Origin of the sequence: Ornithinibacillus contaminans, from assembly GCF_001038425.2 — a bacterium.
Classification (GTDB): Bacteria; Bacillota; Bacilli; order Bacillales; family Amphibacillaceae; genus Ornithinibacillus; species Ornithinibacillus contaminans.
Window position 1 is genome coordinate 23,816 of record NZ_LDPV02000050.1, and the last position, 22,096, is coordinate 45,911.

The following is a 22,096-nucleotide window of genomic DNA, read 5'->3' on the forward strand; positions in this document are numbered from 1 at the left end:
GAGGAGTATACAGTATGGAAGTAATGCTGACGGTCGAAGGAATCGAGAAATCCTTCAAAGACAAGCAAGCGTTAAAGGGCATTTCGTTTGAAGTAAAGAAAGGCGAAATCATGGCAATTCTAGGCCCTAACGGAGCTGGTAAATCAACTACCATCCGAAATATCATGGGAATTATGTATCCTGATAAAGGATCGATTACCTTCCATAATCATAATGGAAAAGAAATTCCTCGTCATAAAATTGGATATTTACCAGAAGAACGAGGGCTTTATAAGAACGTTAAGGTAATGGATATTCTATTATACTTAGCAGAGTTAAAGGATTATCCGCTTGATAAAGCAAAAGAACGTATCTTAATGTACTTAAAGAAGTTTGATTTAGAAGGGAAAGAAAAAGTTGCCGTTGATGAATTGTCAAAAGGGATGGGGCAAAAAGTACAATTCATCGGTTCTATTCTCCACGAACCAGAACTACTTATTTTAGATGAACCTTTTTCTGGATTAGATCCCGTTAGTCAGGACATATTTAAAGAAGAAATTCGTAGTCTAGCTGACAAGGGTACTGCTATTTTATTATCCTCCCATCAAATGAACTTAGTAGAAGAAATGTGTGATCGTCTGTTCATGATCCAAAATGGTCAGAAGGTTATTTATGGTACGTTAGATGAAGTAAAAACAAAATATGCAAACTACAAATGTACAATTCGCGGGAAGAATAACCTTTCCGATTTACAAAACATCGCTAAGGTTCAGCGGGTAGAACAACGTGATGAATCGTCTATCCTCTACCTGGAGCACGATGTGGAACCGACTAGCTGGCTAAAAGGCTTACCAGACAATCTGCTCGTTCAAGAGTTAAAAATCAATCGAATATCCTTACATGAAATCTTTATTGATATTGCTACCAACAAGAATTTAATCCAGGAGGAGGGTGAGCTGAATGCGTAACTCCATGAAAGTCGCAAAATGGGAAATTAAGCGGAATTTAAAAAACAAATCCTTTATCATTGGGTTGTTTTTAACACCAATCTTAATTCTTGGATTTGGGTTTTTAGGTAGTCTATTCGGTGGATCAGATGATGATGCTGCGACAAATGTATTCATTAATGATGAATTAGGCATCTATGATTTAGTAGAAGAAATATCCGAGCAATTTGAATTAGATTGGACCATCAATCTAACTGATTTAACGGAAGATGAACTACAAGAAGAATTAGAAAACAGCGAAAATACGGCGTATATCTTTTTTAACGCTGATGCATTAGAAAATGGTGTCATACCAGTATATACTTCCGAAGATATTAGTTCCGATTTTAGTACAAATGTTCAGCTACTAACTGGTCCAATCCAGCAAATGCGCATCGCTCAACTGGATTTAACGGAGGAAGAACTGAACATTATTACAAATGGTATCGTATTTGAGGAAACATCTGCTGATGACTACCAAGTAAGTGGTGAAGAATCAGTTATTACCGAAAATCCAATGGAAAAACTTGTTCCTGGTATTTTTGCTGGTATCATCTTATTTGCTATTGTCGTTACTGGCATGATGATATTCCAAAGCGCTTCTCAAGAAAAGAAGGATAAAATTGCCGAAATCATTTTATCATCTGTAACACCTGGGGATTTAATGCAAGGAAAGATTATCGGTTATTTTGTACTTGGTATCATTCAAGTAGCTGTATTACTACTATTTGTGGTTCCTTTTGCTGCAACAAAAATTGATGAACCAATAATAGAGTATCTGCTCGTACCAGAGACATTATTATTAGTAGTGATTGCCATCCTTGGCTACCTGCTATTCTCATCCATCTTTGTGGGGATTGGTGCTACGATGGCTGACATGTCTACCAGTGGTAATTTCCAAGGGATGGTTATGATGCTGCCGTTCCTATCCTTCGTGTTAGCGGGACCTGTGCTAGGGGATCCAAGTGGGATAGTCGCGAAGGTCGCATCGTACATTCCTTTCACATCACCAGGGGTATTGATTATGCGATTAACCATTCTAGACGAATGGCCATGGATTGAAATTATTATTGCCCTTGTGATTCTAGTAATCAGCATCTTGTTGTTGATGAAGCTTGCTGGTAAGATCTTCAAGGTTGGAATTCTTATGTACGGTAAAAACGCAACACCAGGCGAAATCTGGAAATGGATTCGTTCTTAATAACCACAAGACCTCAGGGAGTCTATTCCTGAGGTCTTGTATTTTTATTTTTCTGTAATAACATCCGATGTTCATTAGCGAGCTCTAGAATCGTAAATTCTCGCGCTTCGATTTGTTTCATTACCTCTGTTACCTCGGCCCAGGCTAAGTCATATAATTCTCTATTTATATCGCCATTAAGTAACGCTTCTTCTAATTCATCTTCATCTAAAAGGTATGTTTCCCCTGTCGGCAAAACAACAATATCCAAATACAAATCATCTAGAAACGGGATATTATTCTCTACGCCGTGTTGAAAGCAAATATCGATATACCATTGTACAATGTTACCTAATTCATTAAATATGGTCGTAATTACATGGTTTTTTCCAGTAGGAAACTGCTGTAGCCAAGAATAATGATGGTTTAAAATACAGATTGTTTTATCTTGATAATCTATCTCAAGTTTTTCTGTAACATTCCCCACCTCGATTAATACGATATTTCCTTCAAATGTTTCTGTGTCTATGGCTAATTGCGTATAGCTTTTTTCAGTTGCTGGTTTTAGACCGCCACGCTTATTGGCGTATTTTCGTTTCATGAAGCTCCCCCGTTCCAATCTGCCTTTTTTTGTTTTTTCTACCTCCATTGTAATTTTATTTCGACACATATTTTCATTTTCCTGCAAAAAATGGTAACTATAAATTTCGTTTAAAATGAGCCATTTAAGGACAATCTTAACAATGGGATATATCATTTTTATAAGGAGTTTCATATGACTAGTTTTTATCGTTTGTTGATAGTAATTACTCTTCTACTTTGTTTTTCCGTAACAACTCATACCCATGCAAATGAAAAACCCTCTGAAATCTATGTCGTTAATACAGACCTTTTAACTATACGACAATCCCCTTCCAGTTCTGGTACGATCATCGGAACATTAACACAAGGAGAAAAGTTAACGATTTTCCAACATACGTCCGGTTGGGCGCAAACATACTTCAACGGAATGGAAGGCTGGGTTGCGGCTAAATATCTTTCTCCCGTAGATGAAACAGAAGTATTTTTTCCAAACGGATTATTATCAGGGTACACAATCGTGATTGATCCAGGTCATGGCGGAAAAGATCCTGGAGCAATTGGGCATAACGGGGTATTGGAAAAGGATCTTATATTAGTTACCGCGAAAAAAATCGCAGAAAAATTACGAGAAGCTGGTGCAAAAGTCATTTTGACTAGAACAGATGACTATTTCGTTTCGCTTAATGATCGAGTAAAGATAAGTAATAGTCATGATACAGATGTGTTTATCAGCATTCATTTCAATGCATTTTCTGTGGGCTATGTTGGTGGTATTAACACGTATTACTATCGAGATGGTCGAGGGCTTGCCCATAAAATCCAAGCAACTTTAGCAAATGAATTGCCATTAAAAAACAGAGGCGTTATCCAACATGATTATCGTGTGCTACGAGATAATCAGCCTCCTGCAATTTTGATTGAGCTCGGATTTATTACCAATACAAAAGAACTAAGCACACTGCAGTCTACCAATTTTCAGGATGAAGTCGCACGTTCTATTACGATTGGATTGATTGAATATTTTTGGGAGTAAATGGGTTGGTGACTTTGGGAGCTGCTGATGTTTTGATATATTTGCTGATGCTTTTGGATATCTGCTGATGTTTTGATATATTTGCTGATATTTCCGGATATCTGCTGATGCTTTGATATATTTGCTGATGTTTTTGGATATCTGCTGATGCTCTCAGATTTCTGCTGATGTTCCTAGATATCTGCTGATGCAACGGGTTCCTGCCACGACCCGCACTTCAATCCATAATTTACATTAAAAATTTTAACGTCTCAAAGGAATAAATCCCTTCATTAAAACGAAACTATATACAGGTAAGGGTACTCACCCCATGTAACGGAAATATTGACATAAATTAAATTTAATGATTAAATAAAAATAGAATTTCAAAGGGGAGTAGCTTTAACAGTATAGTCGTCAATTCAGAGTATCTTGAATGCTCTCGGCTATTCTGGCAACTTACGGTGTTGTTAGCAAGACCTTTGCCACTGTGGTAAAGGTCTATTATTTTTTAGAGGCCTTTACCATGGTATATGGTGAAAGCCTCTATTTTTTATTTCAGAAGGGAGAAAACAACTTGGATTCAATTTGGCTAGAATATGCATGGACATTACTCATACTAATAGGGTTAGAAGGGATCTTGTCTGCTGACAACGCACTTGTTTTAGCAGTTATCGCAAAACATTTGCCAGAGGATCAGAAAAAGCGAGCAATTAATTATGGAATATTTGGTGCATTCCTGTTCCGCTTCGCAGCTTTATTTGCAATTTCCTTTATTGCAAATGTATGGCAGGTGCAAGCAATCGGTGCCGCTTATTTAATTTATTTAGGGTTAAAACACGTTATTCAGGATCATTTCGGTTCATCTAAAGGGGATAAGGATGAATTGGAGGAAGAAGCAGCAGGGAAAGGCTTCTGGCCAACTGTTGCCAAAATCGGACTTGCTGACCTTGCCTTTGCAATCGACTCTATCTTGGCAGCCGTTGCGTTAGCTATCGTCTTACCAGAAACTAATTTAGGTCACTTCGGCGGCATGGACACTGGACAATTCTTGATTGTAGTCTTAGCTGGTATTGCTGGATTAATCTTAATTAAATTCGCAGCTACTTGGTTTGTTCAGTTATTAGATAAGCGACCTGCGCTTGAAACAGTCGCCTATCTAATCGTAGCATGGGTTGGGGTAAAGCTTGCTGTTATCACGTTAAGCCATGAAAAGGTTGGAATACTAGATACTCACTTCCCACATAGCACTGGTTGGACGATCACATTCTGGGGCGTATTACTCGCTATCGCAGTAATTGGTTGGTTTGCTTCAGGTAAGAACATTCAGAATGAGGAAGTAACCGAGGAAATAGCTAAAGAAGCTTCACAGGAAGTACCAGTAGAAGCATCTGAACAAGTCTCACAGGAAGTAACTGAAGACGCATCGGAGAAAGGCTCTTCTTCAAATTAATACCGTACAAAAATAGGAGGTAGCGTTTTGCTGCCTCCTGTTTTTGTATACTTTTATTACAAATCGTCAAATCCATTTAAATCACTGGTTTTCGTGTATTGTCTTGATTTTTGCTCGAAGAAGTCTGTTTTTGTCCCGTCAAAGTTATCCACATAGGCTCGAATCCATTTCATCGGATTTTCATCATGTCCAGGATATAGATCACTTAATCCAAGTAGCCTTAGCAGCTTGTTTGCGCGGTACTTAATATACCCTCGCATCTCCTCTAGGTCGATTCCTTCCACTTCTTTTAGTACGTAGCTAGACCATTCCATCTCCAAATCAACCGAAATGCGCATTTCCTGATACACCCACTCGATAAATTCTTCCGTATGTTGTTCTGGATTTTCGGCCAGGGTTGCCCGGAATAGCTCAGCAATAAACCGGCCATGCTCAAGCTCATCACGATTGATATAGCTAATCATAGTAGAGGTTCCCACCATTTTGTGATCACGTGCTAAATTATAGAAAAAAGCAAAGCCCGAATAGAAGAATAGCCCTTCTAATAAAGTGGAATAAACAAGTGTTTTTAAAATATTTTCGATTGTCGGCTTTTCTACAAATTGATTGTAGCCAGCTATGAGTCGTTCATTTCGCTTTAATAAAATCGGATCGATTCTCCCTAGTTGAAATGCTTCCTCTTGTTCCTTTGATGAAACAACAGATGAAAGCACATAGGAATAACTTTCATTATGAACGGCTTCCTGTTGAGAAATAACTGCCATTATCGATTGTACAGAAGGATCGGTCGCGTAAAGCGATACGAGTAGAGCCGTCCTTGTTTGTGGTGCATCAAGTGTCGATAATAAGCCAATGATTTTTAAATAGGCATCTTGCTCCGACGCTGTCAACATCGGAAATTGTTTCACATCCGAGGACATATTAATCTCATCCGCCTGCCAGTAATTGCCGACTAACCGCTTATACATTTTATACCAATGTGGATATTTAATATCGTTCCAATTTAAGATTCCACTCGACTCGCCACCAAACACCCTCGTTGATTTATTAGGAAAACGAGGTTCCATTGTTTTTGCTTTTTTAAGCAAAGATTGGTTCATGCTGCAAAACTCCTTTTAACCAGTTATCAATCTTGTTCTCTTGTGCGCCTCTTGGTGACTGTTCAATCTTTAGCGCCTCCCATTTGCTGGCGTAAAAGGTTACCAGCTTATCGGCCGCTAAACAAAATAAATCATCGCCACCAAATTGTGTGTCACCTGTTCCAAACACTGCTATATTATCCGGCTTGTAGCCAATCTCTCGCACAAAATCCTTTACTTCATCTGGTGTACTACCACGCTCCCACGTGAAGGTACCAATAAATAGTCGATCATATCGTGCAGGATTAAGTGGCCGATCAATGCCAATCCGGTGCATATCAACCATGGCACCAGTTGAACGGAGCTTCGTTTCGATTATCTCTGCTGTCTCTGCAGTGTTACCACTATAGGATAGGTATGCGATTGCTGTTTTCAACTGGAACACCACTCACATTCTTCGACATCATTAGAAGTAGAGCGTACATAATAGGTTGTTTTCAACCCTTCCTTCCATGCTTGTAAATGAAGATCAAGTAAAATCGATGCACGAATCGTATTTGGCACATATAGATTAAACGAAATGCTTTGATCGATGTGTTTTTGACGTGCAGCATTTTGCCGGACAGACCAACGTTGATCCACAATATAAGCGGAACGACGATAGACATCATAGGTGCGATGGTCTAGGTCTGGTGCTGTCGTTGGGATTTTAAAGTCCTTTTTCTCCTCATGATAAAATGGTTTGAAAATCGGATCAATACTAGCTGTTGAGCCTGCAATCATGGCGGTTGTGGAATTCGGTGCAACAGCCATTAGATAGCCATTACGAATACCATTTTGTTTGATGTCTTGTTTTAAATTCTCCCATGCATCCGTCGTGTAGCCTTTTTCTTCAAAATAGCTTCCTGTACTCCATTTGCTTCCTGCAAATTCTGGATAGCTACCTTTTTCCTTACTTAATTCCATACTGCTTTCAATCGTTAAATACGCTATTTTCTCATACAATTCATCAGCGAATTGGACAGCCTCTTCAGATTCCCACTGAATATTCTTCTTCGCTAGCAAATGATGCCAGCCAAAGGTACCTAGTCCAATAGCACGGTATTTTTGATTCGTTAATTGAGTTTGAATGATTGGCAATGTATTAATATCAATGACATTATCGAGCATTCTGACTTGAATCTTGATCAAGCGCTCTAATACTTCATCTGGTACTGCTTTTCCTAAGTTTATTGAACTAAGATTACAAACAACATAGTCTCCTGGCTTATATTTCTTCATGACAAAGCCATTTTCATCGGTAAACTCCTCCAAGAACTCTGTCGGCGTTTGGTTTTGGGTTATCTCGGTACATAAATTAGAACAATAAATAATACCCGTATGGTTATTGCTATTTTGCCGGTTGACCTCATCACGGTAGAACATAAATGGTGTACCCGATTCAAGCTGTGACTTCATGATTCGCTTGATAATATCAATTGCTGGTACTTTCTTTTTCGTTAACGCTTCTGTTCGCACACATTCCAGATACTTCTTACGCCAGGTTCCATTTCCTTTTTCCTCATCATAGTAATCCTCTAACGAATAGCCCATCACTTGGCGAACCTCATGTGGGTCAAATAAATACCAGTCCCCACGCGATTCGACCTGTTCCATAAATAAATCTGGCAAGCAGACGCCTGTAAAAATATCATGGGCACGCATGCGGTCGTCTCCGTTATTCAATTTTAAATCTAAAAACGCTTCAATGTCCTGATGCCAAACATCCAGATATACAGCGATTGCCCCTTTTCTCGTACCTAGCTGGTCAACACTTACAGCGGTATTGTTAAGCTGCTTAATCCAAGGCACAACCCCACTAGACATCCCTTTAAATCCTTTGATTGCACTTCCTCTCGAACGAACTTTCCCCATATAAACCCCAATGCCACCACCATTTTTGGAAAGCTTGGCAATATCGGTGTTGCTATCGTAAATCGATTGGAGGCTATCATCCACTGTATCAATGAAGCAACTGGAAAGCTGGCCATGTGTTTTCCCAGCATTAGCCAACGTTGGCGTTGCAACAGTCATATATAAGTTACTAAGTGCCCAGTATGCTTCTTGAACCAGATGTAGCCTGTGATCGGATTTTTCGTCCTGCATAAGATGCATGGCAATAATCATCCAGCGCTCCTGTGGCAATTCATATGTATTTTTTTGATGATCGGTCGCCAAATAGCGATTTGCGAGTGTATATAATCCCAGATACGTAAATAATAAATCGTTCTCGGCATCAATCATTTTAGCAAGCAGGTCAATTTCTGCCTTGCTGTATTTTTCAAGCAAACTAGTCGTATAAATTCCTTCATTGGTTAAATACGTTATCAATTCATAAAAATCCCCGTATGGTTGCGAGGCAGGAGAATTTCGATTCACCGCTGCTGTCATGTATAGCTTTTGAAGAAGCAGTCGACTTGCGACAAAGCTCCAGTCCGGATTTGCCTCATCTATATTTTCTAAGGCACGCATGGTTAGATTATCGATCATTTTTTCCATGGGTACATTGTTTTTCTCGACATTTTCTATATATTTTTGTAGTGCGTCGGAATTGATGTTTAACCCCTGACAAGCAAATTGAAATACGTGTTCAAGCTGAGTTGTGTTATCTGTTGTGATCATATAAATTCCTCCTAATTATCATTGCCTAAACGAAAAAACCGCTCACCAAAGGGATGAACGGTTTATGAAAACGATAGAAATTATCCAAATATGTATAACCCCATCGCTTCATATCTTTCAACCCGAAGAAAATGAAACAGGAAGTAATGGCAGGTCTCCTGGCTTGTACTTCTCTCTACTAAAGTCCTTCCCATATCATAAGCTGGATACAGTGGAATTCTCGTTCGTCAGCACTTACAGTTGCGGGGACAGCTCCAGCTTTTACTGGATTCCCTTTTTAAGACATTGGCATGTCACCATTACTAATGGTACTATATATAGTATTTATATTTAAATAAACGCACAATATATTGTATTTAATATACTATCATAGTCTACTAGACTTTGCAATGGAAAATGTTTTTCTATTTAAAAATTAGAATTTAAATACCCATTTATGTACAATAAAACTAATGATGCGGAGGTGTCAACTTGTTACAAGAAATAAGTACTTTATTGCAACAATCAACATATACAATGGTATTCACTGGTGCTGGAATGTCAACTGAAAGTGGGCTGCCAGATTTTCGCTCGAAGGATCGTGGTCTTTGGACAAAATTTAATCCCGATGAGTTAGCCAACGTGAATGCGCTTGAACATAATTTTGAGGAATTTACAAACTTTTATCAATATCGCTTGCGTGAAATTGATGCCTACCAGCCGCATGAAGGACATTTCATATTAGGAAACTGGGAGAAACAAGGCATTATTAAAGGAATCATCACCCAAAATGTGGACGGTTTTCACCATGATGCCGGCAACCAACAGGTGATGGAGCTTCATGGAACCTTTCGGAAGTTCTTTTGTCAGCAATGCAGACGGGAACACGGGCGCGAGGAATATTTAAATGGACTGCATCTATGCTCATATTGTGGTGGTCGAGTTCGTCCTGGCATTGTTCTATTTGGGGAAATGCTACCAGGGGATACGTTTAATGCGGCAGAAATTAAAACAATAAATGCTGATTTGTTCATCGTCCTTGGCTCATCCCTTACTGTGTCACCTGCAAATATGTTTCCACTAATCGCTAAGGAGCATGGTGCAAAGCTAGTAATTGTTAACCGTGAAGAAACACCAATGGATCGGTATGCCGATTATATTATTCGCAATTGGAGTATTAAGGAGTTTTTAATGCAGGTGAATGAGCGGTTGTAGGTAGGGAGGTGGGCGATGTTTTTGGCTTTCGAGCGATGTTTTGGTAGTTCGGGCGATGTTGCTGGTTGATGCTGATGTTTTAGGATATCTGCTGATGATTCCTATTTCCTGCTGATAATCCTCATTTTCCTGCTGATGATTCATAATATCTGCTGATACCCCATTTCCTACTGATACCAAGGGATAAGCACTTCCGTCGATGCCCTTGCACATCACGTTTCCCGCAACTTTTTCCACCCATCAAAAAAAGGCCAACATAAGTTGGCCTCCTCTAGTAGTCAATAACTACCCCAATACTGCACGATCGTTTTCAAACTGTTCTCCGCGGATTCGTTGGAATTCCTTCAGTAAATCTTCAATGGTTAAGTTTTGCTTTTTGTCCCCTTCGATATCCAAGATAATTTGTCCTTTATCCATCATGATTAGCCGTGTTCCAAGATCGAGTGCTTGTTGCATGTTATGGGTAACCATTAAGGTTGTTAGCCCGTGATCGGCAACGACTTTTTGGGTTAGTTCGGTGATGAGAGCTGCTCGTGATGGATCTAAGGCTGCCGTATGCTCATCCAGTAGTAAAATATTTGGATTGGTAAAGGTCGCCATTAATAATGATAAGGCTTGTCGCTCTCCACCCGATAATAGGCCTACCTTCGCATTTAAGCGATCCTCTAAACCTAAATTTAATGTAGCCAAATCTTCTTTAAAGCTGCTTCTTCGCTGTTTGGTTACCCCTAGTCTAAGGCTTCGTTTTTTCGTTCGCGAATACGCCATCGCCAGGTTTTCTTCTATTGTCATGGTTGGGGCGGTTCCTGCCATTGGGTCTTGGAAAACCCGTCCTATATAAGCCGATCGCCTAAATTCAGGCAACGTGGTAACATCCTTCTCAGCAATTAACACCTCGCCTACATCCGGCATCAGACTACCAGAAATCACATTCATGAGTGTGGATTTTCCTGCCCCATTGCTTCCAATAACTGTTACAAATTCACCTGGCTTCAGTTCTAAATTAATTCGTTGTATTGCTTGCTTTTCGTCAGGAGTACCTTCATTAAATGTTAACGAGATATCATTCAGTTTTAACATATTAGGCTTCCTCCCTTAATTGACGCAATGCTGCACGTTTCCCTGCTCGGCGTTTCTTTTCCTTGCGCGCTTGGAGTAGCTTTGGTGCTACAAGTGCAACGATAACGATACAGGCGGTAATAAGTCGCATATCTCCGGTCTCTAGGAAATCAACACGAAGCGCTAATGTGACAACAATTCGGTACACAATAGCACCACCGATGACAGCAATGGTAGCAATCGCAATCGTCCGTTTGCCAAAAATCGCTTCCCCAATAATGACCGATGCAAGGCCGATAACAATCATCCCGATTCCCATTTGCACATCTGCGAATCCATTAATCTGGGCAATTAATGCACCACTTAGGGCGACCAACGCGTTAGATAACCCTACACCTAACACAATAAAGCTATCCGTATTTGCAGACAAACTACGAATCATTTTTTTATTGTCACCAGTAGCACGTAAAGCTAAGCCCACTTCCGTTTTCAAGAAATAGTCGGTTAAGAACTTAATCACGAGTGTTACAACAAGCATGAAAAAGACGATGACCCATGTCGCAGGTGCTCGTTCTGATCCCATCGCCAAAAAAATGCCCGCAAAGAAATCATCAATCGCCGTTGGCCAAACTTCCCGTAACTGCGAAAAAACAGTATCATGATTGCGTACCGATACGGTCGGCTGGTTTAAGATTCTTAAATTGATAGAGTATAATGCAATCATCATTAAAATTCCTGATAATAATGCATTTATTTTTCCTTTTGTATGTAATAATCCTGTTAAACATCCCGCCAAAAACCCGGCCACTATCGCCAGTAATGTAGCCGTAATAGGGTTTATGCCATGGGTGATGGCTACTGCCGCGACGCCTGCTCCAGTCACGAAGCTCCCATCCACTGTTAAATCCGGAAAATCTAATATTCGGAAGGTCAAATAAACTCCTAAAGCCATAATGGCATAAATAACCCCTGATTCAACAGCACTAAATAATGATAATAGCACGAAACGTTACCTCCTTTTCCACAAGTTATATGTGGAATCAACCTTAGATAGAATAGAGGCTGGTACAATAGTGTTTTGCAAAGTAAATTTCCGAACGTTGGTGTACTTATTCGGATTTCACTTCCTCCTATTACTATTGCCCCAACCTCGTTTACCAACTTATTTCATTTAGTTATTCTTCAGCAGTCTCAACAAATTGTGCGGTGTCATCCCATTCTGTATTCCATTCAACACCTTGCTCTTCTGCCGCTTCTTTATTAATAAACAACTGGATTTCTGGTGGGTATTCAACCGGGATATCCTTGGTTGTTTTCTCACCAGTTAAAATTTCTACTGCCATTTCTCCTGTTCGGTAGCCGATGGTGTAGTAATCAATACCAAAAGTGACAAAACCGCCTTTCGCTAATGAATCTGGTTCCCCAACTACTAATGGAATGTCTTGGTCATTAGCAACCCCGACCACACTATCAAGTGCTGAAACGACTGTATTATCGGTCACAATATAGAATATGTCCACTTCACTTACTAATGTCGTGGCAGCTTGTTGTACTTCAGAAGAGTTAGCTACCGTACCTCTGCAAAGCTTAAGGTAGTACCTTCACCTGCTGCCTGCACTGCTTCAATTTGCGCTACTGAGTTGGTCTCACCAGCATTGTAAATTAATCCAACGGTTGCGTCTGGGAAATACGTGTCAATAAAGGTTACCGTTTCTTTTATCGCATCTGGATGTAAATCCATAACACCAGTAATATTCTCGCCTGGTTTATCCAGTGCCTCCACTAATTCAGATGCTACTGCGTCTGTAACCGAAGTAAATAGAATCGGTATATCGGTTGCATCCTTTGTTGCCTCTAGTGCTGATGCTGCAGCTGGTGTTGAATTCGCAAAAATCAAGTCTACATTATCTGCTACAAACCCATCGGAAATCGGCATTAGATTATTTTGATCCCCTTGAGCACTTTGGTAATCATATTCCACCTCAAGCCCTGCATCATCTAATGCAGCTTGAAACCCTTCATATGCCCGGTCTAATGATGGATGTTCAACGATTTGCGATGCGCCGATTTTATACGTAGCACTATCCCCACTTGATCCACATGCTGCTAAAACAATCAGACTAATCATGGCTACAATTACTAATGGAAGCCCTTTTTTCACAACGTATTCCCCCTTAATTTTCATAAAGATTTTAGAAATTATAACATATTGAAATATTGAGTCAAGCGTATTTTTAGATAATTCATACTTTTTGTAAGCGTTTACTCTTATGCACTATCACCGTATCGGTTGAAAAGTAGCTATTTTTTCCTAATACTAATAGTCCATTACTTTTTCAATCGCTTGTTCAATACGCTTCGGTGTTGGCAAATAATGCTGTTCCAAGCTATAAAAAGGCACTGGCACGTCAAATCCTGTTACACGTTCGATTGGTGCTTTCATATATAAAAAGGCTGTATCATTGATGATGGATATGATGTCATTGCCTAATCCGCCTGTTCGTGGCGCCTCGTGAACAATAACTGCCCTGCCTGTCTTACGAACCGATTCCGCGATTAAGTCCACATCAATGGGATATAGTGTTCTTAAATCAAGCACTTCACAGCTAATCCCGTTCGTTTCCATTTGTTTTGCTACTTTTTCGACTAACGGCACCATCGCGCCCCATGTAATTAAGGTAATGTCCTTTCCTTCTGTACGAATTCTTCCTTTCCCGATTGCTACTGAATACGCTTCTATTGGCACTTCTTCTCGAACTGAGCGGTACAATCCCATTGGTTCCATGTAAATTACCGGGTCTGGATCTTCTACAGCGGCGATGAGTAAGCCTTTAGCATCGTACGGACTGGCCGGGCAAACTACTTTGATACCTGGCATATGGGTGAAGATGGCTTCTGCACTGTCGGAGTGAATTTCTGGTGCCCGGACACCTGCTCCATATGGTGCCCGAATCACCATTGGAACGGCATAGTGTCCCATTGTTCGCATTCGAATTCGCGATACATGGGTCATTATTTGATCAAACGCCGGATAAATAAAGCCCATAAATTGAATTTCAGCTATCGGTTTTAACCCATTAACAGCAAGACCCACCGCAGTTCCGATAATTCCCGATTCAGATAGCGGGGTATCTATTACGCGATCTATTCCAAATTGTTCCTGCAGTCCATCGGTTGCCCGAAATACGCCACCATTTTTTCCCACATCTTCTCCTAAAATCAGGGTCGTTTCATCTTGCTCTAGCACGGTCTTCAACCCGTCATTAATTGCTTGTATCATGGTTAGATGTTGCGTCTGTTGCGTTTGCTCCACCGATTGTTTTACTTCGGTTGCCATCCTACTCGCCCCCTAACAATTGAAGATAGGCATTTTTTTGATTCAGTAACTGTTTTGGCGGATTGGCAAAAACGTAGTCAAACATGTCCGTTGCATTTGCTTTCGGATATGATTCCATCGCCAAAACAGCAGCCTCTATCTCTTCCGCTATCACTGTATGCTGGTTCTCCATCTGTTTTTCATCCCAAAATCCATGGTTTTTCATAAAAAGCTCCAGACGATGAATCGGATCAACAACATCTTGCCCCTGCTCTTCCGGTCGGTATTTCGACGGATCATCTGCGGTGGTATGGGCGCCCTTACGCCAGGTCACCGCTTCAATCAATGTCGGTCCACCACCCACGCGAGCTCGCTGGACAGCCGCTTCCACCTCCATATATACCGCGAAAAAGTCATTTCCATCTACCCGCACACTTGGCATATCATAGGCATTCCCTTTTTGGGCAACTGTTTTCGAATTCGTTTGCCGGGAAAACGGGACTGAAATGGCATAACCATTATTCTGGTTAAAAAAGATAGTCGGCGTTTGAAAGACACTCGCAAAGTTTAACCCTTCATGAAAATCTCCTTCTGATGTCGCTCCGTCTCCAAAATAAGCAATCGCTATATTGGTCGTTCCTTTCCGTTTTTCAGCCCACGATGCCCCTACTGCATGTGGGATTTGGGTCGCAATTGGAACGGCAGCGGGAAAAATGTGCTTGTTTGCAGGTGGAACACAGCCTTCCACGCGACCATTCCAATATAAAAATGTCCGCGTCATATCCGCTCCAAAGGTTAGCATTGCACCGTGATCCCGGTAGGTAGGAAATAGCCAATCGTCAGGACCTAATGCAAGAGCACTTCCCACTTGGGCTGCCTCTTGCCCTTCAAATGGTGGATACGTTCCAATTCTTCCTTGTCGCTGTAAGCTTTTTGCCTTTTTGTCAAAGGCACGAATCCGATACATATGATAGTATCCTTGCTGTACTAACTCCTGCTTAATCAATGGTTTCTTTTCCGCATCCACTAGGTTGCCCGCTTCATCCATCACCTGTTTGATTGGGTAGGATTCTTCCATCAATAGCCCTCCTTCTTTACTTCTCACTAATTGGTCATCCGAATAAATTCATTCCTTTAGCAAGTTGTTTCTTGGCTCCATTTACCATGTCATTCAACAACTCCTGTACACTTGGAACATCCTCCACTAAGCCAGCAATCTGTCCACTATTTAAAAAGCCTTGCTCCACTTCCCCTTCTAACGCAGCTACTACATGCCGTTCCTCAGACGTATAGTGGCGGTAATTTTCCATGCTCATTCCCTTTTTTTCCAGTTCCTGCAGTTTCTTCACATATGGGGTGGTGAGCACCCGCCGAATCGTTCCGACACTTCTTCCGATGATAATGGCGTCGGTACCGCTTGCTTGGAGGAGCTGTTGTTTATACGTATCATGAAAAGGGGCTTCCTGTGTGGCGATTAATCGGGTACCAATTTGCACACCTTCTGCACCTAACATAAATGCTGCCGCTAACCCTTTTCCATCACCAATTCCCCCAGCGGCAATGACTGGGATTTGTACCTTTTGAACAACTTGCGGGATTAAGGTGAATGTTGTCAGTTCGAGAATAGAATTGATACCTGCTGCTTCATATCCTTCAGCGACTAAAATATCAGCGCCAGCCGCTTCTGCTTTTTGGGCATGGCTAACAGAAGCAACGACCGCTAATACAATTTTGTGATGCTCATGGAGAAATGGAATATATGGGGATGGATTCCCTGCTGAAAGCGACACAACAGGAACTTGGTGTTTCACACTTAATGCTAGTAATTCATCGACATGTGGGGTTACGTTTATCGCAATGTTAAGTGAGAAAGGCTTCTCGGTTAACTGCTTCGTTTGCAAAATGATTTCTTCCACTTCATCAGGTGGCATCGTTCCACAACCAATTGTGCCTAACCCGCCTGCCTCCGATACAGCTGCAGCGAGCTTGGCGTTTGATATATTTCCCATGCCACCTTGAATGATTGGATGCTGGATATTGAGCAAATCCGTTACTCGGTTCATCATTACTCCCTCCTCATGGACGTCCCTCATTTAAAACATGTGTTAAGTAGACAAATTCCCTTCTACAATGACCGCTATTCCTTGACCAACCCCGATACACATCGTAGCCAGGCCATACTTGGTGTTGCGCTTGCTCATCTCATGGACAAGTGTCGTGAGAATCCGGGCACCACTTGCACCGAGCGGATGACCAAGTGCAATCGCACCCCCATTCACATTGACAATCTCTGTATCTAGCGAAAGCTCCCGTATACAGGCGATAGATTGTGAGGCAAATGCTTCATTTAATTCGATTAATCCGATATCTGCAATCGATACACCAGCACGTGTTAACGCTTTTCTTGTCGCCTCAATTGGTCCAATTCCCATTAATGCAGGCGCAACCCCTGCTGTTGCCCCAGCAACATACCTCGCCAACGGCTTCAGCTGTAGTGATTTTGCTTTTTCTGCACTCATTAGCAATAAGGTGGAGGCACCATCATTTATTCCGGATGCATTTCCAGCCGTGATTGTTCCATTTTCAAATAATGGATTTAGTTTCGCTAGCTTTTCCAATGTTGTTTGTGGGCGTGGGTGTTCATCTGTTTCGATTCGGATTTCATTTCCTTTTTTATCGCGATAGACCACTGGAATGAGTTCACTTGCAAAGCGCTTTTCCTCCATCGCCTTCTTCGTTCGCAGTTGGCTTGTTAGGGCAAACTGATCCTGGTCTGCTCGGCTAATGTGAAACTGCTTTGCTACATTCTCTGCTGTTTCGGGCATCGAGTCGGTTCCATACTCGTTTTCCAATGCCGGGTTAATGAATCGCCAGCCGATAGTTGTATCGAAGAGCTCCTGATTTCCTCTTGGAAAATCGCGATCTGGCTTAGCCATCACCAACGGGGCACGTGTCATACTTTCTGTTCCACCAGCTATGAAAATATCACCGTCCCCTTGAGCGATTGCACGGGCCGCATAGACAACCGCATCTAGTCCTGACCCACAAAGGCGATTAATCGTTGTTCCACCAACTGTTATTGGTAACCCAGCTAGTAAGGCAGCCATTCTCGCAACATTACGATTATCCTCCCCGGCTTGATTGGCATTTCCCAAGACAACCTCTTCTATATCCTCATACGGAACCTGTGGATTTCGTTCCAATAATCCCTTGATTACTAGTGCTGCTAAGTCATCTGGACGACTATCCCGTAAGACACCCTTATAACGTCCAATCGGCGTACGTACTGCATCAACAATGACAACCTCTCTCATTTCCATCACTCACCATCACTTGAATAATCATACACACCACGACCTGTTTTTCTCCCTAATCTTCCCGCCTTTACATATTGCTCCAACAGTGGGGCTGGACGGAATTTTTCCCCTAAGGTTTCGTGTAAGTATTTTAAATTATGGAGCCGGGTATCCAGTCCAACCAAGTCCCCTAATTCAAGGGGACCCATGGGGTAATTCAGACCAAGGCGAATCGCTTTATCAATGTCCTCAGCCGTGGCCACACCTTCTTGGAGCATGTAAAATGCTTCATTACCTACCATGGCACTAATTCGACTGGTCACAAAGCCAGGAAACTCTTTCACTTCTACGGTTTCCTTACCGATTTGGTGTGCCACTTCACGAATGACGTTCACCGTCTCCTCACTCGTCTCAAGCCCCTTCACAATCTCTACTAGCTTCATGCGATGAACCGGATTAAAGAAATGCATGGCCGCTACTTGCTGCGGACGTTTGGTATAAGAACCAAGCTCAGTCGGACTAATCGTAGACGTATTCGATGCGATGATGACCTCCGCCCGGGCGTGGGCATCCACTGTGGCAAGAACCTGCTGTTTTAAATCGCGCCTCTCCGGGACTGCCTCGATAACAAAATCCGTCTCCTTCGCCACTGCCTCAAGCTCTACTGATAGATGGATATTCTCTACTACGTTATCCTTTGCTTCTGAACTGATTTTGTTTCGCTGAACTGCATGTTCTGCTAGCTGAGTAATTTCATTTTTCGCTAATCGTAATTGCTCCAGAGAGACATCAACCATAGTCGTATGAAAGCCCGCTAGACTTAACACATAGGCGATGCCTCTCCCCATTACTCCAGCACCAACAACGGTAATTTTTTCAAGCCTCATGTAGCCGCACCTCTTTCTCGTAAACTACTAAACACCAAAAGGATTGATTGGTTTTGGACCATAGTAGGAAAGGACACTCTTATCCTCCATATATAAATCGAGTGTTTCGACCGTAAGTTCTCTTCCAAATCCAGACTGCTTATAGCCACCAAATGGTGTACCAGGGAATGCCGAAAATGGACTATTGATCATGACAATCCCGGCTTGAATTTGATGGGCAACACGAGTTGCGCGTGCTTGGTTTGTTGTCCAGACAGCAGAGCCAAGCCCATATTCCGTATCGTTTGCCCGTTTAATCACATCCCGTTCATCCGTGAATTTTTCCACGACAACAACTGGACCAAAAATCTCTTCCCGTACAACCTTCATGTCCGGGGTAACATCGGCAATAATGGTTGGGGCATACCAATAACCATTTTCAAACCCCTCAATCGTTAGTTCTTCTCCACCAGTTAGAACGGTTGCCCCATCTTCCCGTGCTGATTGGACATAGGCATCAATTTTTTCTAGCTGGCTACGGTTAATAATTGACCCGAGATGGGTGTTTTTATCAAACGGGTCGCCTACCTTTAGCTTTTCTGTTTTGGAGACGAATTGCGTGATAAAGTTATCGTAAATGGCTTCGTGAACGAACAGCCGGGACCTTGCTTCACAGGACTGACCGGTATTAAAGAAGATTCCAAACAAGGAACCCGCAACAGCCGCTTCTAGATCAGCATCATCAAAAATAATACTTGGTGATTTACCGCCTAATTCAAGGGTTAATCGCTTTAACGTGCTAGCAGCTTTTCCCATAATGTCCCTACCCGTTGGCGTTGATCCTGTAAATGCCACTTTATTAACGTCCTGATGCTGGACTAGGTAGTCACCAATAACTTCCCCTGAGCCTGGAATCGTATTGACAACCCCTTCTGGTACACCTGCTTCATGGCAAATTTCAGTTAAGATAATCGCGGTAATTGGTGTGAGACTAGCAGGCTTCACCACAACAGAGCAGCCCGCCGCAATCGCTGGGGCAATTTTCCACGCTGCCATCATCATGGGGTAATTCCATGGAATAATCTGCGCACATACCCCAACAGGCTCTTTATGGGTGTAATTGAAAAATCCGTTTGGCATATTGTTTACGGTTCCTCGGTGACCAACAATCGCACCCGCGTAAAATTCAAAATCCTCGATTGCCTGATTGACCTGCACTTGTGCTGCGCCAATGGATTTCCCACTATTTAAAACCTCTATCTCGACTAATTCATTAAAACGACTACGCATAATAGCAGCAATGTTATGTAAAACACGTGCCCGTTTTCCTACCGGGTATTTACGCCATTTCCCGTTATCAAATGAATTTCTTGCCGCTTGGACCGCTTTTTCTGCATCTTCAATTGTTGCTTTTGCTACCGTTGCAATTACTTCCCCCTTGGCAGGATCATAGGTTTCGAATACTTCTCCCGCTACACTTTCCACTCGTTCACCATTAATAATCATCGGGTAGTGCGTCCGTTTCAATTCGCCAACTGTCGTTATTTTTTCCGTTACCGTTTGTTCCATGGTTTTCCCTCCTAGTTTCCGTTAAAATTCGGGCTTCTTTTTTCTAAAAAGGCTTGTAATCCTTCCTGGTGGTCATCAGACATCCCAGCGATCCGTTGGGCAAATGCTTCTTGCGCTAATAGTTCCTCATAGTCCTGATTCATACCCGCTTGCATATAGCGCTTAATGAGTGAAAATGCCTTTGTTGGTAGCTTGGCTATTCTAGTTGCAAACTCTCCTACAGCTTGCTCCCACTCTACTGCCTCATACACCGCTGTGACTAGACCTAATTCTTTAGCAGCATCCGCGGTAATTGGCACACCAAGCACCGCAACTTCAAGTGCCTTTGCATAGCCAATCATTCGTGGTAACTCATATAAAAATCCCGTATCTGGGACAAGCCCTACATTCATAAAGGCACTAACGAATTTCGCTTCTTGTTTCATGATTCGAAAATCCGCTACCAGGGCCAGACTCATACCAGCTCCAGCCGCTATTCCATTGACTGCCGCGATTACCGGCTTAGGTGATTGTTTGATTGCTTGTAGCATGGGGTGATAGCGTTCGTGCAAGAAGGTCGCATGATTGGTCTGCTCATTCACTTCTGCTAGATCCTGGCCAGAACAAAACGCCTTGCCCTTCCCTGTCAAAACGACGCATCGCACTTCTTTATCCTTCGTCGCTTGTTTAATCGCATGGAGTAGTTCCTTGTTTAGTTGCTCTGTGAACGCATTATAAGCGGACGGACGATTTAAGGTGATGACGGCTACCTGCGCTTGTTTGTCATAATTAATTGTTTCATAACTCATGGGCTCATTTCCCCTTAAAATTAGGTGGACGCTTCTCTTTAAATGCTTGCATTCCTTCCGTTTGATCTTCAGTAGAAAATAACAAGTAGAAATTTTTCCGTTCCAGTTGTTTCCCTTCTTGCATGGACAAATCCTCTGCCGCATGCACTGCTTCTTTAATTAGCCGTAACGATACAGGTGGAAGTTTTGCTAGCTGCTTGGCTATCAGCATTGTCTCTTCTTCGACTAGCTCTGGTGCTACGATTCGGTTGATAACGCCAAATTTTTTCGCCTCTTTTGCTGTCATCATCTCCCCGAGCCAAATCCATTCCAGCGCTTTTCTTCTACCCATCGCCCGTGTTAAAAACTGGGTGCCACCAGCTCCAGGCATGACCCCGAGCTTTACTTCTGGAAATCCGAACTTAGCATCCTCAGCCGCAACAATTAGGTCACAATGTAGGGCTAATTCGAATCCACCACCTAAAGCCATTCCATTTACCGCTGCTATAATCGGTTTCTTTATCAAACTAATTCTGTCCCATGCGGCAAATGGATTTAGCATTTCTAATGTGAGGCTGGTATCCTCCAGCATTTCCTCAATATCTGCTCCAGCGGCAAAGGCTCTTTCATTGCCTTTCATGACAATCACACGGACCCTATCATCGCTGTCAAAAGACGCTAATTGCGCCACAATTTCATCGACCATTTCTCTACTCAAGGCATTTAATACCGCTGGACGATTCAATTGGATAATCCCAATTTCCTCCACCGAATAGACATGGATATGCTTAGTCATTTACTTCCTCACCAATCATGAGCGTGACAATATCACCAGCAAACTTCATCACGTCTTTTCCCGATGCCTTCCCTTCATCTGTTTTCATTGCTTCGTTTAAGGATTGGTGGTCATCATAGTACATTTCGCATAATAGGTAATACTCGCTTTTTCCCATTGGTGATCCCACGATTCTCGTAACCTCCATTTTCCTTAGTCCTGGAATTTGTTTGGTAATTGGTGCGTGCGTATTAAAATAATGCTCATTGAATTTTTCCTCATCTGCTGGTTGCTTGTATAACGCAATTAATTTCACCATCTA

General features: G+C 42.0%; 20 protein-coding genes, 1 pseudogene and 1 riboswitch. Of the genes and pseudogenes, 5 read left to right on the forward strand and 16 right to left on the reverse strand.

Annotation, left to right across the window (positions count from 1 at the left end; all coding sequences use genetic code 11):
- Positions 1-14 precede the first annotated feature (14 nt).
- Together JF53_RS13335 and JF53_RS13340 are read left to right on the forward strand one after the other, a co-directional pair.
- Positions 15-947: an ABC transporter ATP-binding protein gene (locus JF53_RS13335; RefSeq protein ID WP_047982093.1), complete on the forward strand. Its 933-nt coding sequence runs from the start codon at positions 15-17 to the stop codon at positions 945-947.
- The gene (locus JF53_RS13340; RefSeq protein WP_047982094.1) at positions 940-2,166 is read left to right on the forward strand and encodes an ABC transporter permease; all 1,227 of its coding nucleotides are present in this window, start codon (positions 940-942) and stop codon (positions 2,164-2,166) included. Before JF53_RS13335 ends, JF53_RS13340 begins: the two co-directional genes overlap by 8 nt.
- A gap of 22 nt (positions 2,167-2,188) precedes the next feature.
- Here JF53_RS13340 and JF53_RS13345 read toward each other — a convergent pair whose 3' ends face one another.
- The gene (locus JF53_RS13345; RefSeq protein ID WP_047982103.1) at positions 2,189-2,746 is read right to left on the reverse strand and encodes a DUF402 domain-containing protein; all 558 of its coding nucleotides are present in this window, start codon (positions 2,744-2,746) and stop codon (positions 2,189-2,191) included.
- Positions 2,747-2,920: 174 nt separating this feature from the next.
- Here JF53_RS13345 and JF53_RS13350 point away from each other — a divergent pair, with 174 nt between their 5' ends.
- On the forward strand, positions 2,921-3,760 hold the full coding sequence (locus JF53_RS13350) for an N-acetylmuramoyl-L-alanine amidase (RefSeq protein WP_053071976.1): 840 nt from the start codon (positions 2,921-2,923) through the stop codon (positions 3,758-3,760).
- Between the two features lie 556 nt (positions 3,761-4,316).
- Complete coding sequence (locus JF53_RS13355; protein WP_236686954.1) at positions 4,317-5,192, forward strand: TerC family protein; 876 nt, start codon at positions 4,317-4,319, stop codon at positions 5,190-5,192.
- Between the two features lie 56 nt (positions 5,193-5,248).
- On the opposite strand, the gene JF53_RS13360 is transcribed toward JF53_RS13355, so the two are convergent.
- Genes JF53_RS13360 through JF53_RS13370 form a run of 3 tightly spaced genes read right to left on the reverse strand, consistent with a single transcriptional unit; the run spans position 5,249 to position 8,932 of the window.
- Positions 5,249-6,292 carry a ribonucleotide-diphosphate reductase subunit beta gene (locus tag JF53_RS13360; protein WP_047982095.1) on the reverse strand — a complete coding sequence of 348 codons (1,044 nt, stop codon included), beginning with the start codon at positions 6,290-6,292 and terminating at the stop codon, positions 5,249-5,251.
- A complete protein-coding gene (locus JF53_RS13365; protein ID WP_236686955.1) occupies positions 6,273-6,707 on the reverse strand; it encodes a flavodoxin in 435 nt (144 codons plus the stop codon). Before JF53_RS13365 ends, JF53_RS13360 begins: the two co-directional genes overlap by 20 nt.
- Positions 6,704-8,932, reverse strand: coding sequence for a ribonucleoside-diphosphate reductase subunit alpha (locus JF53_RS13370; protein ID WP_047982097.1), 2,229 nt, complete (start codon positions 8,930-8,932; stop codon positions 6,704-6,706). The genes JF53_RS13365 and JF53_RS13370 overlap by 4 nt, the downstream gene beginning before the upstream one ends.
- A gap of 131 nt (positions 8,933-9,063) precedes the next feature.
- Positions 9,064-9,248: riboswitch (cobalamin riboswitch) on the reverse strand.
- 155 nt (positions 9,249-9,403) lie between these two features.
- On the opposite strand from JF53_RS13370, the gene JF53_RS13375 reads away from it, so the two are divergent.
- On the forward strand, positions 9,404-10,126 hold the full coding sequence (locus JF53_RS13375) for an NAD-dependent deacylase (protein ID WP_269083306.1): 723 nt from the start codon (positions 9,404-9,406) through the stop codon (positions 10,124-10,126).
- A gap of 285 nt (positions 10,127-10,411) precedes the next feature.
- Here the strand turns inward: JF53_RS13375 and JF53_RS13385 are convergent, their stop codons facing one another.
- From JF53_RS13385 to JF53_RS13440, 12 genes and pseudogenes are all read right to left on the reverse strand, one after another.
- Complete coding sequence (locus tag JF53_RS13385; RefSeq protein WP_047982099.1) at positions 10,412-11,206, reverse strand: ABC transporter ATP-binding protein; 795 nt, start codon at positions 11,204-11,206, stop codon at positions 10,412-10,414.
- A 1-nt stretch (position 11,207) separates the two neighbouring features.
- Complete coding sequence (locus JF53_RS13390) at positions 11,208-12,188, reverse strand: ABC transporter permease (RefSeq protein ID WP_053071977.1); 981 nt, start codon at positions 12,186-12,188, stop codon at positions 11,208-11,210.
- A gap of 172 nt (positions 12,189-12,360) precedes the next feature.
- Positions 12,361-13,313, reverse strand: a pseudogene (locus JF53_RS13395) (ABC transporter substrate-binding protein).
- A gap of 189 nt (positions 13,314-13,502) precedes the next feature.
- Positions 13,503-14,522, reverse strand: coding sequence for an alpha-ketoacid dehydrogenase subunit beta (locus tag JF53_RS13400; RefSeq protein WP_047982100.1), 1,020 nt, complete (start codon positions 14,520-14,522; stop codon positions 13,503-13,505).
- Position 14,523: 1 nt separating this feature from the next.
- Positions 14,524-15,579, reverse strand: a complete 1,056-nt coding sequence (gene pdhA / locus JF53_RS13405) for a pyruvate dehydrogenase (acetyl-transferring) E1 component subunit alpha (protein ID WP_047982101.1) — start codon at positions 15,577-15,579, stop codon at positions 14,524-14,526.
- A 34-nt stretch (positions 15,580-15,613) separates the two neighbouring features.
- Entirely contained in the window at positions 15,614-16,564 is a 951-nt protein-coding gene (locus JF53_RS13410) for an NAD(P)H-dependent flavin oxidoreductase (protein ID WP_053351205.1), read from the reverse strand.
- A 42-nt stretch (positions 16,565-16,606) separates the two neighbouring features.
- Entirely contained in the window at positions 16,607-17,815 is a 1,209-nt protein-coding gene (locus JF53_RS13415; RefSeq protein WP_047980419.1) for an acetyl-CoA C-acyltransferase, read from the reverse strand.
- A 5-nt stretch (positions 17,816-17,820) separates the two neighbouring features.
- Positions 17,821-18,684: a 3-hydroxyacyl-CoA dehydrogenase gene (locus JF53_RS13420; RefSeq protein ID WP_047980383.1), complete on the reverse strand. Its 864-nt coding sequence runs from the start codon at positions 18,682-18,684 to the stop codon at positions 17,821-17,823.
- 27 nt (positions 18,685-18,711) lie between these two features.
- Positions 18,712-20,232: an aldehyde dehydrogenase family protein gene (locus JF53_RS13425; RefSeq protein WP_047980382.1), complete on the reverse strand. Its 1,521-nt coding sequence runs from the start codon at positions 20,230-20,232 to the stop codon at positions 18,712-18,714.
- An 11-nt stretch (positions 20,233-20,243) separates the two neighbouring features.
- Entirely contained in the window at positions 20,244-21,020 is a 777-nt protein-coding gene (locus tag JF53_RS13430) for an enoyl-CoA hydratase/isomerase family protein (RefSeq protein ID WP_047980381.1), read from the reverse strand.
- A gap of 4 nt (positions 21,021-21,024) precedes the next feature.
- Positions 21,025-21,795, reverse strand: coding sequence for an enoyl-CoA hydratase/isomerase family protein (locus JF53_RS13435; protein WP_047980380.1), 771 nt, complete (start codon positions 21,793-21,795; stop codon positions 21,025-21,027).
- Positions 21,788-22,093, reverse strand: a complete 306-nt coding sequence (locus tag JF53_RS13440) for an EthD family reductase (protein WP_047980379.1) — start codon at positions 22,091-22,093, stop codon at positions 21,788-21,790. Before JF53_RS13440 ends, JF53_RS13435 begins: the two co-directional genes overlap by 8 nt.
- Positions 22,094-22,096: the final 3 nt, after the last annotated feature.